Below are 23724 nucleotides of genomic sequence, written 5' to 3' on the forward strand. Positions count from 1 at the left end.
AAGGCTCAATGATGTTCTCATTGGGCCTTTTTCATTGCGATTATTGTTTTGAAGGATGGCTCTTATGTATGATGGCAAAGGGGTAGGAGATTCGCCTCCATTCATAGTACGGCGGATAAGAAAGAAGGGGTGTAGGGGATGCTATCAAAAAATAGTTTTATTAATTCATTATTATGTGCTTTTTTATTGAGCGGCTTTATGCCGCTCTTTGCAATGCAACGTATTCAAAAGATGGTGCAGGGTAAAACAAAAAACATTTTTGATGCGATTGAAAAAGGACGTATTGAATCGGTAAAATATTGGTTGGATCGGGGAGTAGATATTGAATCGGCGAACGCATTGGGACGTACGCCACTCATGAAAGCGGTTGAGTCTGTTGATGATGCTGGTTTAGCGATAGTGCAATTATTGCTGGACCGGGGTGCAAATATTCAAGCGACTGATCGTGCTGGGTTGACGCCATTATTGTTAGCAGTCGAGTACAATAGAATTAAAGTAGTTAAAGAACTTCTTGCTCGGAATGCACGTCTCGATGTGGTGAGTAAGAGGGGCTTTACTCCTCTGAAAATTCTCCTTATAAAGAGTCATAAAGAAAGTATTTTGCCCTTACTGCAACTGCTCTTAGATCACGGCGCCAAGATCGATGAACGTTATGAATCAGGTGACACTCCATTATCACAGGCGATTAAAAATAATCGTTTTGATGCAGTAAAGTTTTTCTTGGATCGGCATGCTGACATTGAGGCGAGTAATCAAGGAGGCAAGACACCGCTGATGGAGGCTGTGCTATGGGGTAATACGGATATCGCAGAATTACTGCTACAGCGGGGCGCAAATATTGAAGCGCAAGATATGGAAGGTAATACTCCACTACTCTTGGCAGCTAAGCAGGGGATCCTTAAAAGTCTGCAGTTACTTCTTGATAAAAAGGCAAATATCGAAGCTTTTAATAAACAAGGCGAGACTGCGCTTGCGAGTGCGGTAATGTGGGGCAGGCAGGAGTCGACTGCATTGTTATTAGCACGCGGAGCAAACCCGAAGGTCAAAACCGCGGACGGAGACAGCTTGCTGATTTCAGCAATTCGAGGTGATAGTCCGGCAATAGCGAAACAGTTATTAGAAGTTGGTGTGGATATTCAAGCGCAAGATGCAAAAGGTTTGACTGCTCTACAGCTTGCTATTTTAGGAAAATCTCAAAATATAATTCCCATGCTTCTTGAACGAGGAGCTTTTATCACCGAAAAGGACGTTCGAGATATACTTGATTTGGCTTTGTTTTATTCCAATGAGAATTTGTTGCATGCGCTGCAGATGAGGGGTTTTAAAGATGTTATCAATACCCCGGATGCTCGGGGCGAGTTATTGTTAACACAATCTATCATGAAGAATGACAGCAACCGTGTTGTATTTTTAATAAAACAGGGCGCTAATCCGTATGCACAAGATGCTACAGGATTTGATGCTTTTGATTATGTGCAAGCGCAAAACAGAAAAACAGAAATTTTTAAGTTTTTTAAAGAACAATTTCCCCAAGAGATGGTCCACAGAGAACAAGCTGACGGAAGTCGTGCACAGTTTGTATCGATCGAAGGGGGAGTAACACCAACAGAGATTCATTATGCACAGTTTCGTGAAATCATAGAAAAAAAATATGAAAATGTTTTAGAGGATTTCGTGGTGCAGGAATGTATTGCAAAAGAACGCATTGCGTATGCGCAAGATAACTATGTTTTTTATCGTGCAGAGCCAGGAAAATATAGAATATATCAGTATGTGATACAAGAGTTTGATGATTTATTGAGATCATTTGGTAAAAATAAAGATTCATTTGTTTTCACTCGTTTTTTTAAAGATGCGGCGCTAGAGCAAACGATCAATGAGTATATAGATACAAAGCCATGGGCGGCGCACAAAATAGATCCAACTAAAAATGTTCTTTTATCAACCAACATACCATTATTTGGCAATGTTGGAACTCCGGGTAGCTGCACGTGGGAATATTTTAAAAATAATCATGAAGCGGAAACGTGGATAGAATTGGATACACTTTTTAAGCGAGTATTTAATCTTTATGGCTTTGATACACGCTACATTGATCAAGAGCTTATGCCATTGCAAGAGGGAGGGCTTGAGCGTATGGCGTCGCTGCAGCAAATTATTATTCCGAAAAAAATTGTCGATGATGTGGCAATGTTAGCGGCGGTTGGTTATTGCGTGCCATGGCCTACCGTCGTTGATCCATCGTGCTGGGATCCAGAGGCTCTTAGTGCAGATCGATACGGAAATGGCACCCGAGGGCGCCACACGCGTATAGGATCGATTATAGATAACTATAGAATAAAACAAATTCCAATAGATGATGCATATCAGGCGCGGATTTTTATGAATGCAGCCTATGGTTTAAATCCTGCCAGTGGCATTACCTTTAATGTATATACACGTTTGCCTAAATCAGATACGCGCATTGAAAAACTGAAAGCGCAGGTGCGTGCAATTACCGATAAGATGTTCGGCGAGTGGTTTGCCGATCAAGTGATGCGCGATGATCGGCCGCTTACTATGACGGGTGAAGAGTTACGAGCGGTGCTAAAAAATTATGGTAATGGTAATGTCGATAGGCAAAACGCTTTTTTTGATGCCTTCAGGAAGCGTAAAGAGCAATCGGGTGAGGATCGTAAATATGAAGCTGATATATCAGAACAAGAAAAGGGACAAGCGGTTGCGCAGGTGGCGGCGCGCATAGCACGGGAAGATATTCGATCAGGGGCGCGAGAGGCGCACGTGAAAGAAATAGAAAAAACGGCGACCGCAGCATCATTAAAAGAATATGTGCCAGCGAGTATTTGGCAAGAATATGCACAGGGTCACGAGCTTGCGAAGGAGGGCATGGCAGTATTATATAGTAACGATTGTGTAAGGGATGCCTTTTATAATGCACGTATTGCTAAAAAAACATCGCGTGTTGCCCGTATCGCCACATATAATGTTCATCTTTGGAAAGATGCCATTGGAGTTGATGCATACCAAGATATTCTTAATGTAATTGCCCAGATTCAAGCAGATATTCTTGTACTGCAAGAGGTATTAATGTTTGATGAAGCGCAAATAAAGAAAGACCTTGCTGCGTTAGGGTATGTCTATCCACCAACATTTGCACCAATGGATCGGATTGGTGGGGTGCAATTTGGCAATATGATTGTTTCAAAATATCCGTTTGTTAAGCCGCCGTTTCGAACAACATATGCGGCTAATGCTCGAGATGATCAGCGCAACTTTATTAATGCACACATACAATTACCAAATGGTTCTATTATATCACTGTATGGCACGCACTTAGATGTGTGGGATGAAACAGGCGCAGTGCGTGAAAAACAGGTGCGTGAATTACTTGAGCACGTGCAAAAAGATCCGCACGAAAATATAGTTCTTGCAGGTGACTGCAATGCAGTGCGGCGTTCTGATTACGAGTATGAAGTTGCGGGAAAATCGGTATGGGATATGCAGACGGAGCAATTTTTAAAGCGCGTTCCGGCGCGGTTAAGATTACAAGAAGTGCCGACGCAGGCTTTGCAGAATATAGAGCGCGCCGGCTTTAAAGATTGTTTTACCGCTGCGGGTATTGCTGGTCCAAAATATACCGTGTGGACGGGAACGATCGTTGATTTTATTTTCTGTGCACAAAAGTGGAATCTTCCTATTGATGGGTGCTACATATATTTTACTGCCGCGAGTGATCACCTACCGGTTATCATGGATGTGCGCATTGTAAAAACGAAATTTGCAAAGGAATTAGAACGCCTTGCGCGGCAAAAAGCAGAGCAGGTTGCGCGCAGCGAAGAATTAGTTCATCGAGAAAAAAAGAGACAAATGCAAGAAGCAACTGAGGGCGAGCACGAAGAAAAGAAATGGCCACAGGAAGGGGGGAGAGAGCAACAAGAAACGCAACGTGCTATTGAGCAAGATATTGAATGGAATGCAGCACTTATGGGATTTTAATGACATGAGCATAATGACGATGTTGAGGTGCCAAAAGGATTTATAAATACTATAAAGGGGTAAGGGATGTTGGGATCGATACGTATCAAGTTTTTTATAATGATGACAGTGTTATGTGGTGCGTCACCGCTGTTTGCGGCGTACATCAGCGGCCGAGGCAATACAGTCGATTTTCCTGATGCTATTGCACGGGAAAACGTAGGTGCTATTGCTCATTGGCTTGGGACGAGGCAATCGGTGAGTCGTAACACATTGACACGTGCATTGCTGGCTACCATTAAAGCAGCTGTTGTGCCAAATGAAGAAACGCGTTTAGAGGTTGTGAAGCGTTTACTTAATGAAGGCGCACCGATTGAAGAAGTTGATGAATTGGGGCGCACGCCGCTCATGCTTGCTATAAACGGAGGACATATTGACATCGCGAAGCTGTTACTAGAGCGGGGTGCAAGTATGAAGGCTCGCTCCAGTCAGGGTACCAGTATCTTTGAATTTGTTCCAAGGGGCAATGTGGCACTTATGCAATTGTTGCTCGATAACAAATTGGCTATTGAAGCTCAAGATAAATGGGGTGGGACAATATTACAATGGGCGGTATCGGGTGATGACGTGCCAATGGTAGCCCTCTTGCTTGAGCGCGGGGCCAAGACAGAAGTAAGAAATGGATATAGTGGCGAAACCTTGTTGCTTTTGGCAGTGAGCTATCGTTTTTTAGATGTTGTTAGGTTATTGCTTCAAGCAAACGCGGACATTGAGGCGGAAGATAAGCGTGGAAATCGTGCATTAACGATTGCTTTTGAGAAACGGAATGCTGATGCTGATATGGTATCGTTGTTGCTTGAATATGGGGCGTCTTGTACGCCGCAGCAAATAGCCGATTTTGTTGATTTTGCAGTATCAAAAGGACATGAAAAGATGCTGCAATCTTTGGAATTGCGAAAGTTTCCCGTTGCAGACCTTATTAATAAGCCTACGCAAAACGGGGAAACTTTGTTGATGCAATATGTTATCCGTAATAATTATTCTGTAGTGGCACTTTTACTTAATCATGGTGCGAATCCGTTTGTGCGAGATGCAGCAGGATTTACGGTATTTGATTATGTGCGGGGGCAGCAAAAAAACAGTAAGATGTTTTTATTATTTATTGAGAAATTCCCTGAGCAAATGAGGGAGTCGAAGGGTTCTGTATCGGTCTCGCCCGACGATATCCCGTTGGGCAAAGGCAATACTCCGACTGAAGTTCATTACAGACGTTTCAGTGCACAGATAGAGCTGGAAAAAAATTACGGAAAGGTCCTTGAGAATCCTATAGTGCAAGAATGCATTGCGAAAGAGCGCGTTGCGTATGAGCAAGATAAATATGTTTTTTACCATGGAGAACCGGGAAAATATAGAATATACGAGTATCTTTTGCAGGAGCTTGATGATCTGGTGAGATCGTTTGGCAAGACTACGCGTGATTTTATTTTTACTCGTTTTTTCAAAGATGCAGCGCAGGAAATGACTATTAATGAATATATAGATACAAGACCGTGGCGCGCAAATGAAGATCCTACCAAAAATGTTTTATTGTCGGCTAGTATGGCGTTGTTTGGCAATATATATAATAAAACAAGTTGTCCGTGGTATTATTTTTCACAGAATGCATCGGCCACCAAGATTGACTTAAATCCACTGTTTGAATCGATTTTTGAGCGTTATGGATTTGATAAAGCCTATATCAAGAGTGAGTTATTGCCATTGCAACAGGGAGCGCTTGATTCTGCTGGATCACTGCTACAAATCATTGTGCCGAAAAATATTGTAGATAAGGTGGTGATGCTTGCGGATGTTGGTTATTGTGTGCCATGGCCAGATATGGTTGATCCATCTTGCTGGGATCCACAAGCAATCAGTGCAGATAGATCTAGAGTGATTAAGCAAGGAAGGCATACGTGCATTGCTTCGATTATTGATAAATATCGGACGGGTGCGATTCCTGTTGATGATACGTTTCAAATGCGGATTTTCATGAATGCGGCCTATGGTTTAAACCCTAACAGTGGGATTACTTTTAATCTTTACAGTACGTTGCCAGAAGCGCGCTTGTTACGCTTAAAAGAGCAAATACATGCAATTGCAGACAAGATGTTTGGTCAGTGGCTAGCAGATCTGGTGATGAGTGCAGATCGACCACTGATTATGTCAAGCGAGGAACTGCGTGCAATGCTTAAACATTATGGTAAGGGCGATGTAGCAAGACAAACAGCGTTCTTTGAAGCATTTAAGAAGAAGTTGCACGTGGAAAGTGAAGAGCGTAAGTACGAGGCTGATAAGAATCCAGTGCAGGAAATGGGACACGCAGTTGCCCAAGTAGCAGCACGAGTTGCTCACGAGGAAATTATCTCTGATGCAAGAAAAGGGGTAGGAGTAAGGTCTGATGCAGCACGACTAAAAGAGTATCGTCCCGCAACTATTTGGCAAGAATATGGAGATGGTAAAACAGTTACAAAACAAGATATGCGAGCATTATATTTTAAAGATTGTGCGCGAGATGCCATATATAATGCGCGTATTCCAGAAAAAACAGCGCGCGTTGTGCGGATTGCTACCTATAATGTTCATCTTTGGAAGGATCTGTCTGGGAATCATGCATACCAAGACATTCTTGAGGTGATTGCCCAGATTCAAGCAGATGTTCTTGTACTGCAAGAGGTGTTAATGTTTGATGAAGCGCAAATAAAGAAAGACCTTGCTGGGTTAGGATATGTCTATCCACCAACATTTGCGCCAATGGATCAGATTGGCGGGGTGCAATTTGGCACTATGATTGTTTCAAAATATCCATTTGTTCAACCGCCGTCGCGGATAGTATATGCGGCTAATAATCAAAGAGAAAAGCGCAATTTTATCAATGCCAAAATACGCGTGTCCGGTGATTCTATAGTATCGGTGTATGGCACGCATTTGGATGTCCGGGATGAGACGGGTAAAACGCGTGAATTGCAGGTGCGTGAATTACTTGAGCATGTGCAAAAAGATGAACATGACAATATAGTTCTTGCAGGTGACTGGAATGCAGTGCGGCGTTCTGATTACGAGTATGAAGTTGCGGGGAAATCGGTATGGGATATGCAGACGGAGCAATTTTTAAAACGAGTGGAAGGGCGGTTTGAGTTGCATGAAATACCAACCAATGCATTGCAGGATATAGAACGTAATAATTTTAAAGATTGTTTTACCGCTGCAGGTATTGCAGGTCCAAAATATACCGTATGGTCTGGCACGGAGGTGGATTTTATTTTCTGTGCGCAAAAATGGAATCTTTCTATTGATGGATGCTATCTCTATTTTAGTGCAGCCAGTGACCACCTGCCGGTGATCATGGATGTGCGGATTGCAAAAACGAAATTCGCAAAAGAACGAGATCGTGCGCCGCAAGGAGAAAAGGGACAGGTCCAGCAAGCGGCTGAGCGTGAAGAAGAAGAAAAAAAATCGGCACAGCAAGAGTAAAGCATACGTGACAAGGTTGGAGGGTGCCAAAAGGATTGATAAGTAATATAAAGGGGTAAGAGATGTTGGGGATGCTACGTATTAAATCTTTTTTTATATCTATGATGTTGTGTAGTATGTCGCTCTTGTTTGGAGCACAGGCTGGTGACCGAGGCAATACACGCAATCTTTCTGATGCAGTTACGCGGGGCAATTTAGATGCTGTTGCCTATTGGGTTGATAATCCGCAACCTGTGGGTAGTAATGCATTGGCAAGCGCATTGTTATCTGCCGTTGGAGCATCTTTTATGGGGGACGAAGATACGCGTTTAAAAGTTGTGCAGCTTTTGCTTGATAGAGGTGCGCCCATTGAATCGTCTGATAATGGGGGACGCACGCCACTCATGCTTGCTGTAGCCGGAGGGCATCTTGATGCTGCGAAAATATTATTAGAACGGGGTGCAGATATTACTGTTCGATCTAGGCAGGGTGGTAATATTCTCTCATCTGTTCCAATGGGCAATGTGGCATTCATGCGATTCTTGCTTGATAACAAGTTCGATATTGAAACTAAAGATCTACAAAATCGCACAATATTAATGCATGCAGTTAGATATAACGATGTTCCAATGGTAGCTTTTTTGTTGGAACGCCAAGCGGATACAGAGGTAAAAGGTAGTGATGGTGATAGTCCCTTGCTTATGGCAGTGCGTTTTGGCTATGTAGATATCATTAAGCTATTGCTTGATGCCAAAGCGAATATAGAAATAAAAGATAAGCATGGCAATACTCCCTTGCTTATGGCAGTGCAGTTTGGCTATGTAGATATCGTTAAGCTCTTACTTGATGCCAAAGCGAATATAGAAGCAAGGAATAAGTCTGGGGATACAGCTTTGATGATAGCTTTCGAGGAGGGAAAGTATGACGATGTTATATCGCTATTGCTGGCGGCAGGGGCGTCATTTACTGCGAAAGAAATAACAGATTTTATTTATCGTGCGGTATCGGCAACTGATGAGAGGTTTCTACGCTCTCTTGAATCGCGCGGGTTTAATGTTACCGATGTTCTTAATAGAACTATGGATAATGGAGAAATGTTGCTCACGCAATACGTGATAGCTAATAATTGTCCGGTGGTAGCAATGTTACTTGCTCATGGTGCGGATCCCCTTGCGCGAAATGCCGCAGGACTCACCGCATTTGATTATGTGCGAGCTCAGAAAAAGAATAGTAAGATGTTGGCATTGTTTAACGAAAAATTTCCTGAAGAATTGGTGACGTTAGAGCCTGCTCTATCTATATCATCAAAAGATCTTCCCTTCGGCTCTGGTAATACTCCAACAGAAATTCATTATAAACATTTTAGTGTAGCGATAGAGCAAGCACAGAAATATGGGAAGGTGCTTGAGGATCCAATAGTGCAAGAATGTATTGCCAAAGAGCGCATAGCATACGAAGAGGATAAGTATGTTTTTTATCATGCAGAACCGGGAAAATATCGAGCATATCAGTATCTTTTGCAGGAGCTTGATGATCTGGTGAAATCGTTTGGTAAGACTACTCGTGATTTTATTTTTACTCGTTTTATTGGGAATGCAGCGCGTGAAATGACTATTAATGATTACATAGATACAGAACCGTGGCGTGAGGAAGGCATACGTTCTACTAAAAATGTTTTATTATCGGCGAGTATGGCATTGTTTGGGAATGTATACAATGATACAAGTTGTGCATGGCATTTTTTTTTGCGAAATACATCAATTACGAGTGTTAGTCTACAGGCGCTTTTTGAATCCCTTTTTGATCATTATGGATTTGATAAACAGTATATAGAAGAGTTGCGGCTATTACAGGAGGGAGCGTTTAACGCTTCAGCATCATTGCTACAAATTATTGTACCTAAAAACATTGTAGATAACGTTGTGATGCTTGCTGATGTTGGGTATTGTGTGCCATGGCCTGATATAGTAGATCCATCTTGCTGGGCTCCACAGGCAATCAGTGCAGACGGTAAGCAAGGAAGGCATACGTGCATTGCTTCGATTATCGATAAATATAGGGCTGAAGCAATTCCTATAAATGATAAGTTTCAAGTGCGGATTTTCATGAATGCGGCCTATGGTTTAAATCCTAATAGCGGCATTACCTTTAACCTGTACAGCCGTTTGCCAAAAGCATCAATTGTGCAATTAAAAGAGCGGATACATGCAATCGCAGATAAGATATTTGGTCAATGGTTGGCCGATCTGGTGATGCGTGCAGATCGACCGTTGCTTATTTCAAGTGAGGAACTGCGTGCAATGCTTAAGCATTATGGTAAGGGTGATGTAGCAAGGCAGGCCGTGTTTTTTGAAGCATTTAAGAAGAAATTGGAAGTGTTGGGCGAAGAGCGCAAAGATAAGGCTGATAAGACTCCAGTGCAGGAAATGGGACATGCAGTTGCCCAAGTAGCAGCACGGGTTGCCCACGAGGAAATTATCTCTGATGCAAGAAAAGGGGTAGGAGTAAGATCTGATGCCGCGCAGCTGAAGGCGTATGTTCCTGCAACTATTTTGCAAGAATATCGAGCTGGGAAAACGCTTGCAATAGCAGAGATGCTTCCTCTTTATGTAAAAGATTGTGCGCGCGATACAGTATATAATGCGCGTATTGCTAAAAAAACAGCGCGCGTTGCGCGGATTGCCACCTATAATGTTCATCTTTGGAAAGATGCCATTGGAGCTGATGCATACCAAGACATTCTTCATGTAATTGCCCAGATTCAAGCAGATATTCTTGTGTTGCAGGAAGTATTGTTATTTGATGAAGCGCAGGTAAAGAAAGACCTTGCTGCGCTAGGGTATGTTTATCCACCAATATTTGAGCCAATGGGTCGGATTGGCGGGGTGCAATTTGGCACTATGATTGTTTCAAAATATCCATTTATTCAACCGCCATTATCGATGGTTTACGCTGCCAATAGTTCTGAAGAGAAGCGTAATTTTATTAACGCTAAAATACGCTTGCCCAACGGGTTGGTTATATCTTTGTATGGTACCCATTTAGATCCCTGGGATGAAACAGGCGCAGTGCGTGAGAAGCAGGTACGTGAATTACTTGAATACGTGCAAAAAAATCCGGATGATAACGTAATTCTGGCAGGTGACTGGAATGCAGTGCGTCGTTCTGATTATGAGTATACAGTCGGCGGAAAATCGGTATGGGATATGCAGACGGAGCAATTTTTAAAACGCGTTCCGACGCGGTTAAGATTACGAGAAATACCAACACAGGCATTGCAGGATATAGAGCGTGCCGGCTTTAAAGATTGTTTTACCGCTGCGGGTATTGCTGGTCCAAAATATACGGTGTGGACGGGAACCGTGGTTGATTTTATTTTCTGTGCGCAAAAATGGAATCTTCCTATTGATGGATGCTATCTCTATTTTAGTGCAGTCAGTGACCACCTGCCGGTGATCATGGATGTGCGGATTACAAAAACTAAATTTGCAAAAGAACAAGATAGTGCGCCGCAAGCAAAAAAGGGACAGGTTCAGAAAGCAGCAGAGGGTGATGAAGAAGAAAAGAAATGGGCGCAGGAAGAGTAAAGGAGGGCAAGGAAAATGAAGTTAAAAAAAATAATTATCCATGTTTTGATGTTTGTTATTTTGTGTGGCATGCGCCCTCTGATTGGTGCGCAATCTGATCCTGGCGGAACGCAAGATATTTTTCATGCCGTTCGCGAGGGAAGTCTTGATTCTGTTACGTATTGGTTGGATCGGGGAGTTGCTATTGATAGTACAGAGTACGGTGAGACACCACTGATTGCAGCAGTAAATAATGGCCTGTCAGAGATAGCGACAGAGTTGATTTTTAGGAGAGCCAATATCGAAGCAAGGGGCCATGGTTATACCGTATTGATGTTGGCTACTGCATCGAACCTTAAAGAAGTAGTGGGGTTGTTGCTTGATAAAGGAGCGCTTGTTGAAGCTCGGGATGATCAAGAAGATAGAACTGCATTAATGATGGCTGCCGAGTCGGGGTATAGTGCAATTGTGCAGTTGCTGCTTGATAGAGGGGCGGATATTAACGCTTGGGATCATCTGGGCAAAACTGCATTGATGCTGGCTTGCGCATCGCGTGAGTTGGCGATGGTGCAATTGTTGCTTGATAGAAAAGCGGTGATTGATGCTCGAGATCAAGAGGGTAAGACTCCATTGATGATTGCTGCAGAAAAAGGATGGATGGAGGGGGTGCAGCTATTTCTTGATCGAGGGATTACCATTGAATCTATGGGCAAAGCGAGCTTTATGATGTTGCTGATGCATGTGGTCAAAGTTGGTCCTTTAGCGTACGTAAGAGAGTTGCTCGATAAAGGCATGATTCTTGATTTTATAAATCAAGCTGATCTTGCATCATTATTAATACATGCGGTTCGATTTGGTTCTTTAGAGGTAGTAAGAGAGTTGCTGAGCGGGGCTAGTGTTGATGCAAAAGATAAAGATGGTAAGAGTGCTTTGAAAATAGCGGTGGAGAAAAATCGATTTGATATAGTCAGCGAGTTGCTTGCAAGAGGAGCGCGCATTGAAGATGCAGAAGCGAAAATTATTTTTGATAAAGCAGTCCAAGATTGCAACGCTTCATTAATGAGAGCCTTGCAATTGCAGGGGTTTGGAAGGTTGATTAATCAAGACGATCCCGGGAAAAAACCGTTATTAATAGCAAGCGTTAAAAGTAATAATTATAAAAGGGTTAAGTTTTTATTAGAATCTGGAGCAAACCCGCGCGTGAAAGACAAATTAGGATTTGATGCATTTGATTATCTATTTAAAAAGAAAAATAGTGAGCTGATTACTCTTTTTAATGATTTTTTCCCCGAAGATATGGGCAGGCGAGAGGGTGCTAAAGCGGAGTTCAGTGGTTATATACTGGGACAAGCGCTCTTAACGCCAACCGAACTGCATTATAAAAAATTTGAGAAAGAAATAGAGCTTCGCTATGGTATGCAGCTTGATAATCCGATTGTGCGAGAGTGTATTGAAAAGGAGCGCATTGCATATCAGCAAGGTAACTATGTCTTTTATCGAGCAGAGCCGGGTAAATATAGAGTATATCAATATTTTTTAAAAGAATTAGATGCGGTAGTGCGGTCATTTGGTAAAAAGAATTCATTTATTTTTACCCGTTTTTTTAAAGATGCTGCGCAAGAAAGTACTATTAATGAGTATGTAGAAAAGCTGCAAAAGATGGATCAGGTTGGTGACATGCAGAATGTTCTACTGTCAGCCAATATACCGTTATTTGGTAATGTAAATAATCCTGGTAGTTGTACATGGGATTATTTTATAAAGAATAAAGAAGCGCTCAGGGGTGTCAACCTGTTCAAGATGTTTGAGCATATTTTTGATGTATATGGATTTGATCAGAAGTATATAGGTGCATTATTGAAGCTAAATGAAACCACACCGATAGAAAAGGGATCTTTGCAGCAGATCATAATTCCTAAAAATATTGTTGATGATGTCGCAATGTTAGCATCGGTTGGGTATGCTGCGCCGTGGCGAAGTGTTGTGGATGAATCCTGCTGGAAGCAACAAGTAGATAAGATAGACAACAATAAGACAATAGGTCGTCATACGTGCATTGCTTCGATTATAGATAAGTATAGAAGCGGTGAGATTGCTATAGATGATGCATTTCAGGCTCGAATATTAATGAATGCGCGTTATGGCCTTAATCCCAATAGTGGTATTGAATTTAATATGTACGCGGACATTCCGCAGGAAGATCTTGCTGCTTTTGGGGAGCAGGTTAAAAAAGTGGTAGATGCGATATTTGGTACATGGCTTGCCCATCAGATAGGAAGAGAAGGTCAGCTGATGGGTGTGGAGCGTCAAGCATTTCGTTATATTTTAAAAAATTATGGAAAAGGTGATCCGGACAGACAAAAAGTGTTTTTTAATGCATTTAAAGCAGTTCAAGCGAATAAGAAACAGGAAGTTCCCGCAGAGCCGAAAAAAAATGAAGAAGAAGAAAAAGATGATGCAAGTCAGGTGCGGGAAATGGGGCAAGTGGTAGCCCATGTGGCGGCGCAGGTAGCACGAGAAGAAATAGACTCGGAAGTAAGAAAGGGAGTGCAGTATGAGGCTGCGCGCGAAGCATCGCTGTTAGAAGGAGACTCGCCGGCAACTATCTGGCAAGAGTATGCGGCTAGGGGGGATGTAACTCCTGCTCGTAAGGAGTCACTATTTATGGAAGATTGTGCTCGCAATGCGGTACGTAACATGCGTATTCCAAAGAAACATTCTAATGTTATTCGTATTGCAACCTATAACGTTCATTTTTGGACCAACCTTCTTAAGCGAGGAAGCTATAATCAGATTCTGGAAACCATTAAAGCAATAAACGCAGATGTTCTACTACTACAAGAAGTTCGATTATTTGATGAGCAAAAAATTCATCGTGATTTCAGTAGTATGGATTATAAGTACCCGGCATTTATGCCTATGCAACTATTGGGGAATGATCCATTCGGTAATATGATTTTTTCAAAATATCCATTTGTGGGTGAGCCGTTTAAAAAGGTATATGCATCAAATAAAAATGTAGGGGGAGTGCGTAATTTCATTAATGCGATAATACAGCTGCCCGACGGCGATATGCTATCGGTATATGATACGCATTTGGATGTGCACGACGCAACGGGCGTCACGCGCATGCAGCAAGTGCGAGAGCTTGTGGAGCATGCACAGCGGGATAGTAATAACCCGAATGTTTTATTGGCAGGGGATTGGAATGCGGTGAGAGAAAAAGATTATCAGTATGAAGTTGCGGGAAAGTCAGTTTGGCAGATGCAAACGGAACAGTTTTTAAAAAGGGCAGGAGCAAAATTGGGATTAAAGAAAATACCAACAGATGCGCTTGAATATGTTGAAGGTAATGGATTTAACGATTGCTTTACTTTGGCTAATGCTACGGCTCCTTGGTACACCGTTTGGGCCGGAACAGTAGTTGACTTTATTTTTTGTGCCAAGACATGGAATCTGCCTATTGTAGGTAGTTATGTGTATTTTAGCGCAGCAAGTGATCATCTGCCGGTTATCATGGATGTACGCATGGCAAAAACAAAATCTGCAGAACGGGGAAAAGCCGCTCAGGAGGAAAGCGCTGCAGTGGCTGAGCGTAAAGACCAACAGAAGGAACAAGCGATAGAGGGATGAAGCAGAAGCGACACTGTAAATTGTATTTTGGGCAGAAGGAGTAGGGATGAATTTTATAAATAGTGGTATCAAAATAGTAACGCTCATTTTTTTGTGCAGTGTAGTGCCAGTAGTTGCTGCGCAAAAAGATCCTGGCGGCACAAAAGATATTTTCGAAGCGGTTCGCAAAGGGCTTGTTGGCTCTGTCAATTATTGGCTGGATAATGGCGCCAACATTGAAGCGAGAAATCAATATGGCTTTACACCGTTAATGCTAGCAGTTGATCTTAATAAATTGGAAGCGATGCGTACTTTGCTTGATAGGGGAGCCAATATTGAAGCGACAGATAACCGCGGATTTACCGCTTTGACGATTGCAGCTGTTCGTGCGGAATTGGACATGGTTCGCGAGTTGCTTGATAGAAAGGCAAATGTTGAGGTTGTAAATCAGCGTGGATTTACCATTTTGATGGAGGCTGTTGATGCGGATCATGTTGATGTAGCCGAAATGCTCCTTGAAAGGGGTGCTAATATAATGGCTATCAACAAAGAGGGGCAGACTGCGTTCACGATTGCGCTCAAAGCGCGTCAATTGGATATGATTGAGCTTTTGTTACAGCATGGTGCAAAGCTTGTTCCGTATAACATTGTGGAAAGACAAGATATACCCATAATATTATTTTTGATGCAAAAAGGATTTCACATTGATTTGAATGGGGTCTATACACAAGGGGAAACATTTCTAATACAGAGCGTTATGAAATCTGATTATAGAGTGATTGATTTTCTCATTGAGCAAGGAGCGGATCCATACATTAAGGATGCAGCGGGCTTGGATGCGTTTGACTATGCGTGGGCGGTGGGTGATAAAAAAGTGATTGATGCATTGCAAAAAACAAAACATGGTTCTTCATTACACGAGGCTATGCGTGATGAGGCGGTTGAGGTCTTTAATTCTGCGAAACTAATGACACAAACAGAGCTTCATTTTAATCAATTTAGAGATCAAATTGTGGCTTCGTATGGAGAGGTTATGCAAGATGCTCTTGTGCAAAAATGTATTGCAAAGGAACGTGCTGTAATTCAAGAAGGAAATTGCGTATTTTACAGAGCGGAGGCGGGAGCGTTTAGAATATATCAATATTTTTTGAAAGAATTATATCGATTATTTCGACAGGCTTCCGACAAGGGTTCCTTTATTTTTACTCGTTTTTTCAAAGATGGTGCGCAGCAGCAGACGATTGACGAGTACATGAAGTCAAATCAAGATAGTGATTACAGGGCGCGTAGTAAGGATTTATTATCATTAAATATTCCCTTGTTTGGTAATGTGACACGGCGGGGAAGTTGTACGTGGAATTATTTCGTAAAGAATCAGCCTGCAGAGAATATTATTCTGGAACCATTTTTTAAAGCCATTTTTGATAGATACGGTTTCTCTCAAAAATATTTAAAGAGGTTGTTGCATCTGAACCAAAGTGCATCAGCGGGCTTATCATCATTGCAGCAGATTATTATTCCAAAAAATATTGTAGATAATGTAGTAATGCTTTCCAGTGGTTTTTATGTGCCGTTGGACGAAGAGCATTCAATGTCTGCTTTCTTGGATCAGTATAATCAAGGATCGCTTGTTATTGACGATAGCTATGAGGCTATGATGCTCATCAATGCGCTGTATGGGCTTAATCCTGAAAGTGGTATTCAATTTAATTTGTATAGCCGCTTACCAGAAAAAAAGCTTACTTCTTTAAAAGATAGTGTTAAAAAAATTACCGATGAGATGTTTAGCGAGTGGCTCGCAGGGTATATAGCATGTGAGCATGTGCCACAGGGTGTAGAGAATGAGGAATTTTGCCATGCAGTCAAAACGTTTGGCAAGGGCGATGTTGATCGACAAGAAGCGTATTTTAGAGCGGTTAAAGAGCGCGGGCAGGAAGAAATAAAGGAAGATGAGGCAAGTCTTGCGCTTACTATTGAAGATAAGAAAAAAGCGACAGCTCAACAAGCGGGGCGGTTGGCGCGAGAGAGGCAAAAAAAGCCGGCGTATCTAGGACTGGTAGAGCAGGCAAGAGAGAGAAAAGAGCAGCACGAAAAAGAGCGGGCAGAGGTGCACAGGCAACGACTGGGAAAAGCAAAACTATTGGAGGGGAGATAGTGAAAGGAAGCGGCATGAACGGGATTTTAAGAAATTATATTGTAGATGCTTAAGAAGGGGCAGAGCGATGAAAAGTGTTCTTAAAAAAATTGTTGTTTTAACGATTTTGTGTAGCGCGTTACCGCTTTGTGCAATGGAGCGGGTGAAAAAAATCGTAGGGCAATTGCAGGGCAAGCCTGAATATACAAAAGATATTTTTGATGCAGCGGAACAAGGCAACGCTGCTGGAGTTGTCTATTGGTTAGATAAAGGAGTTGATGTTAATAGTATTGGCTACAATAGCGTTGGCAATAAAAAAGGCACACCGTTAATGCATGCTATTGAGTCTGGCAATATAGCAACCATCACGGTATTACTTGATAGAGGAGCGGCTATTAATGCGCAAGACGAGGAAGGGAGCACGGCATTGGCCTGGGAGGTTGGTAAGTCGTACTCGCGTGTACCGAGTTTGCCGATTGTACAATTGCTGCTTGATCGGGGAGCTGATACTGAATTGAAAGATAGATTTGGAGTTACGGCTCTTGAAAGAGCGGTGAGGTATAATAGAGAAAGTATAGTGAGGCTATTGCTCGATCGAGGAGCGCATCTAGAAGCTGCTGATAAGCAGGGTAAGACGGCATTGATGATCGCTGCTTGGGGAGGGCTAGTAACTATGGTTTCATTGTTGCTTGATCGACAAGCAAATATTGAAGCGAAAGATACATTGGGTAGGACGGCATTGATATGGGCGATGCTTAGCGCATCTGGATTAAAAGTTATATCGTTGTTGCTTGCACGAGGCGCCAATATTGAAGCGAAGGATAAGGATGGAAACACCCCATTGTTATGGATGGCTGGTGGAGAATACAAAGAACATGTGGCGGGAGTAGAGTTATTGCTTAATCGTGGCGCTAGCATGCTAGCGCGAAATGTAGATGGTCAAACACCATTGATGCGTGCTGTGGATAAGTGGCGATCAAAAATAATCTCATTGTTATTACGCAAAGAAGTGCATGTTGATAAAGGGCTTGCCCAAATCATTTTAGATAAAGCGCTTGATCAAGGGGATAGTGAGGTGCTGCAGGCATTGGTTGCAACACCATTTACCACTCTTGATTTAAATAGGATCGTTGATGGTGGTGAGACCTTGTTGATACAGAATATTGTGAAAGGGAATGTTTTTGCTGTTGATTTTCTTATTAAAAATGGAGCAAATCCATATCATAAAGATTTTGCGGGTCTTGATGCATTTGCTTATGCACGTAAAGATGAAAAAATGCTTGCTCTATTACAGAAAACAAAATTTTCAGCGCCAATTGAGCAGGTAGAAGAAGTTGAAACGGATACACAAAAAGCAATGCGCCGACTGGGGCAGATAGATAGAGCTTTGCGTCCGCAGGAACGGGTACATGCGCGTCCGAGTAAAAGTAAAGCGCGTGGTTTTTCGCTTTGGACTCCATCAACACCAACAGAGGTTCACTACAAGAAATTTAAGAAAGACATAGAAGCGCAGTATGGCAAAGAGAGTAAGCATGGTAATAAAAAACAAGAGCTACTAGGAAATCCTATTGTAAAAGAGTGTATGGCAAAAGAGCAGGCAGCATACAAGCAGGGTAATTATGTGTTTTATCGATCAGAGCCAGGAAGATATCGGGTTTATGAGTATTTTCTGCAGGAGCTGTATAATTTGGTTAATTTAGTTCCTGAGCGCTATTCATTTATATTTACTCGATATTTCAAAGATGTAGCAAAAGAACAAACGATTAACCAGTACATCGATACAAAACAATGGCAAGCGCATAAAATGGATCCTGCTAAAAATGTGCTCTTATCAGCCAACATAGCGCTATTTGGTAATGTGCATAACGAAGGAAGTTGTACGTGGGATTATTTCCTCAAGAATTTTGAAGCAACGGGTGGAGTTCAGTTAGAAGGGATGTTTGAGCGCATTTTTGATAAATATGGTTTTGATAAAGCATATATTGAAGAGTTGTTGGAGTTGGATGCGGGTTTGCCGAAACAAACAGCATCGTTACAGCAGATTATAATTCCAAAAGAGATTGTAGATGATGTCGTTATGTTTGCAACACATGGGTACTGTTTTCCATGGCCAGAAATGGTTGATTCATCGTGTTGGGATCCACAAGCAGTGAGTGTTGAGCCAATAGCTACACTTGGTGAGAAGCCGAAAGAAAAGTTGGGTCGGCATACGTGTATTTCTTCTATTATAGACAAATATAGAGCAGGTAAGATTAACATTGATGATGCGTTTCAGGTGCGAATACTTATGAATGCGGTGTATGGAGGAAATCCAAAAAGCGGCATTAAGTTTAATTTGTATACGGCGCTGGCAGAACCGCGACTTGATGCGTTCAAGAAAGCTGTGGTGAAAATAACTGACAAAATGTTTAGTGAGTGGTTAAAGCAGCAGTTGCAGAGCAAAGACGTGCAAGCGGAGATTGCAGATGAGCCGCTTGGTGGCGTGCTGAAACATCTGGGCAAAGGGAAGAGGCAAGAGAAGGTAAAGGCGAAGTTGTAGGAAGAAAGAAGGCTGGATCGCCACACTGCGCCTAGAAGCTAAGCCCGTTCGCGACGACTGTCTGCGGAGGTTGTATTTTCTTAGATAAGAGGGGATAAGATGAAGTTGCAAAAAATAGTTGTGAGTTTTTTGATGATTGTAAGTCTGTGCAGTGCGATGCCGTTATCTGCAATGGAACGTGCGAAAAAGAATATGCGATATATTCTAGGAAAGCCAAGATACACATTTTATATTTTTGATGCAATTGATCGTGGGCGTATTGATTCTGTGAAGTATTGGTTGGATCAGGGAGTGGATATTGAAACAAGGCAACCTATTGGCAGAGATACGCCATTAATTAAGGCAGCACGATCGGGGAATGCAGCGATAGTAAAATTATTGCTTGATAGAGGGGCTGATGTTGCAGTAGTGAATGAAAGGGGAGAAGGCCCGTTAACAGTAGCATGTCAGTTTTCATTTTCTTCTGCAGAACCAGAGTTGTTAGTGAAGTTGTTGCTTGATAAAGGGCCAGATATTGAAGCAAGAGGTGAGTATGGCAATACACCATTGATGCTTGTAGCATCAAGTGGCTTTTTATCTTTGGTTCAGGAGTTCATAAATAGGGGCGCTCATCTTGAAAGTGTTAATAAAGATGGGGAAACGGCGTTAACATTGGCGGCAAGAGCAGGTCGTTTAGATGTGGTGAAGGCATTGCTGGATAAGGGTGCAAATATTGAAGTGAGAGATAAATCGGGCGATACCCCATTGATGCAAGCAATTACTCGTCTGGAAATGGTGCAGTTGTTATCTGATAGAGGGGCAGATATTGATGTCGTTAATAATACAGGCCTTACACCGTTAATGATGGCGACCCGGATAAATGAATGGGCAATTGTGAGTTTCTTGTTGAATAAAGGAGCGCGATGTGTTCATGCGCTTGCGCAAGTGATTTTTGATAAAGCTATGAATGCTCCTGAAGCGCTGGATGCGATCAGATCGTTAGTGGCAAGAGGTTTTAAGTTTGACTTTGATCAACAGGATAGTAAAGGTGAGACATTGTTAATGCGAAGTATTGCTCAAGGCAAGGTGGCTCGCGTTTCATTTTTGATTGAGCATGGCGCAAATCCGTATTTACAAGATAAAGCGGGGTTTGATGCGTTTGATTATGCGCAGCAGGATCAAGGCGTAATTGGCATTTTAAAACGGACGGCGCATGTTCCGGGATTGGAGAAAATGATTGTAAGGGCAGGCGCAACGAGAGCAGAAAAAGCGATACGCCGGTTAAGGAAGGTGACGGGACATATAGATCCGCAGCAGCGTGAAAGTGTGAAGGAGGCAAATATATTGGTTGATGTTTTACGTACGCCAACGCCAACGGATGCTCATTATAACCAGTTTAAGGAAAAAATAGAAAACACCTTTGGGCAAAGCAGTAAGTACGAAAGAAAGGGACAAGCTTTGCGTGATGATCCTGTCGTAAAAGAATGTGCAGTCAAAGAACAAGCAGCATATGAGCAAGGTAATTATGTATTTTATCGCTCAGAACCAGGAAGGTATCGAGTCTATGAATATTTTCTGCAAGAGTTGTATAGGTTAGTACGGTTGTTTGGAGAAAAAAATCCCATTATTTTTACTCGCTTTTTCAAGGATGCGGCACAACAGCAGACGATTAATGAATATATTGATACAAAGCCATGGCGAGCCCATAAACTTGGTGCATCACAGAATGTCTTGTTGTCAGCTAATATCCCGTTGTTTGGTAATGTAAATAATGCTGGCAGTTCTACGTGGTATTATTTTTTAAACAATTATGAAGCGACTGGAAAAGTTGAATTACAGGAGATGTTTGAACGTATTGTTGATAGATATGGTTTTGATAAAAAATATATAAATGACCTGCTGAGCTTGCATGAAGGGATGCTGGAAAAAGCATCATCGTTGCAACAGATAATAATTCCGAAAAAAATTGTAGATAAGGTAGTTATGTTTGCTGATCATGGCTACTGTTTTCCATGGCCCAAAATGGTTGATCAATCGTGCTGGGATCCGAATGCGGTAAGTGTAGATCATGATGGTAATGAAAGGTTGGGGCGACATACCTGTATAGCACCCATTATCGATAAATACAGAGCGGGTGAAATCGAGATCGATGATAATATGCAAGTGCGCATATTAATGAATGCAGTATATGGCCTGAATCCAACGAGCGGCATTGAATTTAATTTGTATACACGGCTGCCGAAAGAAAGAATTGAATATTTCAAAAAACAGGTTACAGAAATCACCGACAAAATGTTCGGCGAATGGTTAAAAAAGCAGTTGCAAAGTAAAGAGGTTCCAGCGGAGATTGCAGATGAGCCGCTTGGTGATGTGCTGAAGTATCTGGGCAAGGGGCGAAAAGAAAAGGTGAAGGCGAAGCTGTAGTATGAGAAGAAAATTCTAAGGGCGTAAGCCCTACGAAGCTAAGCTCTCCATGCCAGGCTTCGTAAGGCGTAGTAGGGGAGAGGGGATGAAGTTGAAAAATAATTTTATCAAAACGTTAATGGTCAGTTTTTTGCTGAGCGGTTTTGTGCCGCTTGTTGCAATGCAACGTGCAAAAAGAATTGTGCGGCAACTAAAAGGAAAACCCGAATATACAGAAGATATTTTTGATGCAATTGAACAAGGTCGCCTAGATTCTGTTAAGTATTGGTTAGATCAGGGAGTTGGTACTGAAAGTAAATATCAAGGCAGAACACTATTGATGGATGCCGTGCTTCGTGGTCAATCAGAGATAGCCAAGTTATTACTTGATCGAGGAGCGAATATTGAAGTTGTAGCTAAAAATGGTGAGACACCATTGATGATAGCGATTGGTATGAGTAATATAACATTGATAAAAATGTTACTTGATAGGGATGCTATAGTTGAAGGTGATGCAGCTTTAGAAGTTTTTGATTTAGCAATAACTAAAGATAGTAATGAATTAGTTGAATCTCTGTTACGGAATTTGATGCGGAAAGGGATTAAGTTTGATTTTGATAAACAGAATGGTCGAGGTGAGGCTCTTTTAATACAAAGTGTGATTAATGGTAGTGGTAAGATCGTTGAAATTTTAATAGCAAATGGGGCAAATCCTTACTTACAAGATAAGACAGGATTAGATGCATTTGATTATGCACAGGAAGATGCAAAACTGCTTGCGGTCTTAGGAAAAACTAAATTTCAAGCACCTGTTAAACGATTGGCAACGGAAAATGTAACTGATACACAAAAGGCAGTGCGTCGATTAAAGCGGTTGTCAGAGCATCTTTATGCTGAAGAGCAACAAGGAGAAATTTCTACGAATTTACAGGAATTACCTATTGGGGCAATGTTAACACCAACGGAAGTTCATTATAAAAAGTTTAGCAAAGAAATAGAATCACAATTTGGTGAAAATAGCACGTATGGTAAAAAGGGGCGTGCATTATTAGATGACCCTCTTGTAAAAAAATGCATGGTAAAAGAGGGTGAGGCATATCAGCAGGGTAAATATGTCTTTTACCGGTCAGAACCGGGACGCTATCGTGTTTATGAATATTTTTTAGAAGAACTTTATAGATTAGTACGATTGTTTGGTGAAAAAAATCCGATCATCTTTACTCGCTTTTTCAGAGATGCGGCGCAAGAGCGGGACATTAATGAGTATATTGATACAAAGCCATGGCAAGCGCATAAGCTTGGTGGAGAAAAAAACGTCTTGTTGTCAGCGAATATACCCTTGTTTGGTAATGTTGATAATTCAGGCAGTTGTACATGGTATTATTTCCTAAAAAATTATGAAGCGACCGGAAAAGTTGAATTGCAAATAATGTTCGAACGTGTTTTTGACCAGTATGGCTTTGATAAAAAATTCATTGCGACTTTATTAAGTTTACATCAGGGAGCGCTCGAAAAAATATCATCGTTGCAACAGATAATAATTCCGAAAAATATTGTTGATAAAGTGGTTATGTTTGCAACGCATGGGTATTGTTTCCCATGGCCCACAATGGTTGACCCATCATGTTGGGATCCAAATGCGATGAGTGTAGATGGAAGTGGTAATGAGAAGCGAGGGCGGCATACTTGTATAGCATCTATCATCGATAAATATAGAAATGGCGAGATTGAAATTGATGATAATATGCAGGTGCGCATATTAATGAATGCTGTGTATGGACTGAATCCGGAAAGCGGCATTGAATTTAATTTGTATACGCGACTGCCTAAAAAGAGAATTGAATATTTCAAAAAACAGGTTGCAGAAATCACCGACAAAATGTTCGGCGAATGGTTAAAAAAGCAGTTGCAAAGTAAAGAGGTTCCAGCGGATATTGCAGATGAGCCGCTTGGTGATGTGCTGAAGTATCTGGGTAAAGGAAGGAAGCAGGAGAAGATGAAGGCGAAGTTATAGGTATTAATTTTTG

8 protein-coding genes are annotated in these 23724 nt (G+C 41.8%); all 8 read left to right on the forward strand.

Annotated features, from left to right (window positions below; translation table 11 throughout):
• Nucleotides 1-138: 138 nt before the first annotated feature.
• Nucleotides 139-3996 carry an ankyrin repeat domain-containing protein gene (locus VGT41_06900; GenBank protein HEV2601989.1) on the forward strand — a complete coding sequence of 1286 codons (3858 nt, stop codon included), beginning with the start codon at nt 139-141 and terminating at the stop codon, nt 3994-3996.
• Between the two features lie 66 nt (nt 3997-4062).
• The gene (locus VGT41_06905) at nt 4063-7485 is read left to right on the forward strand and encodes an ankyrin repeat domain-containing protein (protein HEV2601990.1); all 3423 of its coding nucleotides are present in this window, start codon (nt 4063-4065) and stop codon (nt 7483-7485) included.
• A gap of 62 nt (nt 7486-7547) precedes the next feature.
• On the forward strand, nt 7548-11051 hold the full coding sequence (locus VGT41_06910) for an ankyrin repeat domain-containing protein (protein HEV2601991.1): 3504 nt from the start codon (nt 7548-7550) through the stop codon (nt 11049-11051).
• Between the two features lie 15 nt (nt 11052-11066).
• Entirely contained in the window at nt 11067-14663 is a 3597-nt protein-coding gene (locus tag VGT41_06915; GenBank protein HEV2601992.1) for an ankyrin repeat domain-containing protein, read from the forward strand.
• 46 nt (nt 14664-14709) lie between these two features.
• The gene (locus tag VGT41_06920) at nt 14710-16797 is read left to right on the forward strand and encodes an ankyrin repeat domain-containing protein (protein HEV2601993.1); all 2088 of its coding nucleotides are present in this window, start codon (nt 14710-14712) and stop codon (nt 16795-16797) included.
• A gap of 67 nt (nt 16798-16864) precedes the next feature.
• Nucleotides 16865-19315: an ankyrin repeat domain-containing protein gene (locus VGT41_06925; GenBank protein ID HEV2601994.1), complete on the forward strand. Its 2451-nt coding sequence runs from the start codon at nt 16865-16867 to the stop codon at nt 19313-19315.
• 99 nt (nt 19316-19414) lie between these two features.
• Nucleotides 19415-21718 (forward strand): ankyrin repeat domain-containing protein, encoded by a 2304-nt coding sequence (locus VGT41_06930; protein HEV2601995.1) that lies wholly within the window; start codon nt 19415-19417, stop codon nt 21716-21718.
• An 85-nt stretch (nt 21719-21803) separates the two neighbouring features.
• Nucleotides 21804-23711 (forward strand): ankyrin repeat domain-containing protein, encoded by a 1908-nt coding sequence (locus VGT41_06935; GenBank protein ID HEV2601996.1) that lies wholly within the window; start codon nt 21804-21806, stop codon nt 23709-23711.
• Nucleotides 23712-23724 lie beyond the last annotated feature (13 nt).

It is taken from the genome of Candidatus Babeliales bacterium (assembly GCA_035944115.1).
Classification (GTDB): domain Bacteria; phylum Babelota; class Babeliae; order Babelales; family Vermiphilaceae; genus DASZBJ01.

Coding starts and splice junctions, on each gene's coding strand:
- VGT41_06920 (HEV2601993.1), top strand. CDS start 14,710: ATGAATTTTATAAATAGTGGTATCAAAATAGTAACGCTCATTTTTTTG.
- VGT41_06930 (HEV2601995.1), top strand. CDS start 19,415: ATGAAGTTGCAAAAAATAGTTGTGAGTTTTTTGATGATTGTAAGTCTG.
- VGT41_06915 (HEV2601992.1), top strand. CDS start 11,067: ATGAAGTTAAAAAAAATAATTATCCATGTTTTGATGTTTGTTATTTTG.
- VGT41_06900 (HEV2601989.1), top strand. CDS start 139: ATGCTATCAAAAAATAGTTTTATTAATTCATTATTATGTGCTTTTTTA.
- VGT41_06925 (HEV2601994.1), top strand. CDS start 16,865: ATGAAAAGTGTTCTTAAAAAAATTGTTGTTTTAACGATTTTGTGTAGC.
- VGT41_06905 (HEV2601990.1), top strand. CDS start 4,063: ATGTTGGGATCGATACGTATCAAGTTTTTTATAATGATGACAGTGTTA.
- VGT41_06910 (HEV2601991.1), top strand. CDS start 7,548: ATGTTGGGGATGCTACGTATTAAATCTTTTTTTATATCTATGATGTTG.
- VGT41_06935 (HEV2601996.1), top strand. CDS start 21,804: ATGAAGTTGAAAAATAATTTTATCAAAACGTTAATGGTCAGTTTTTTG.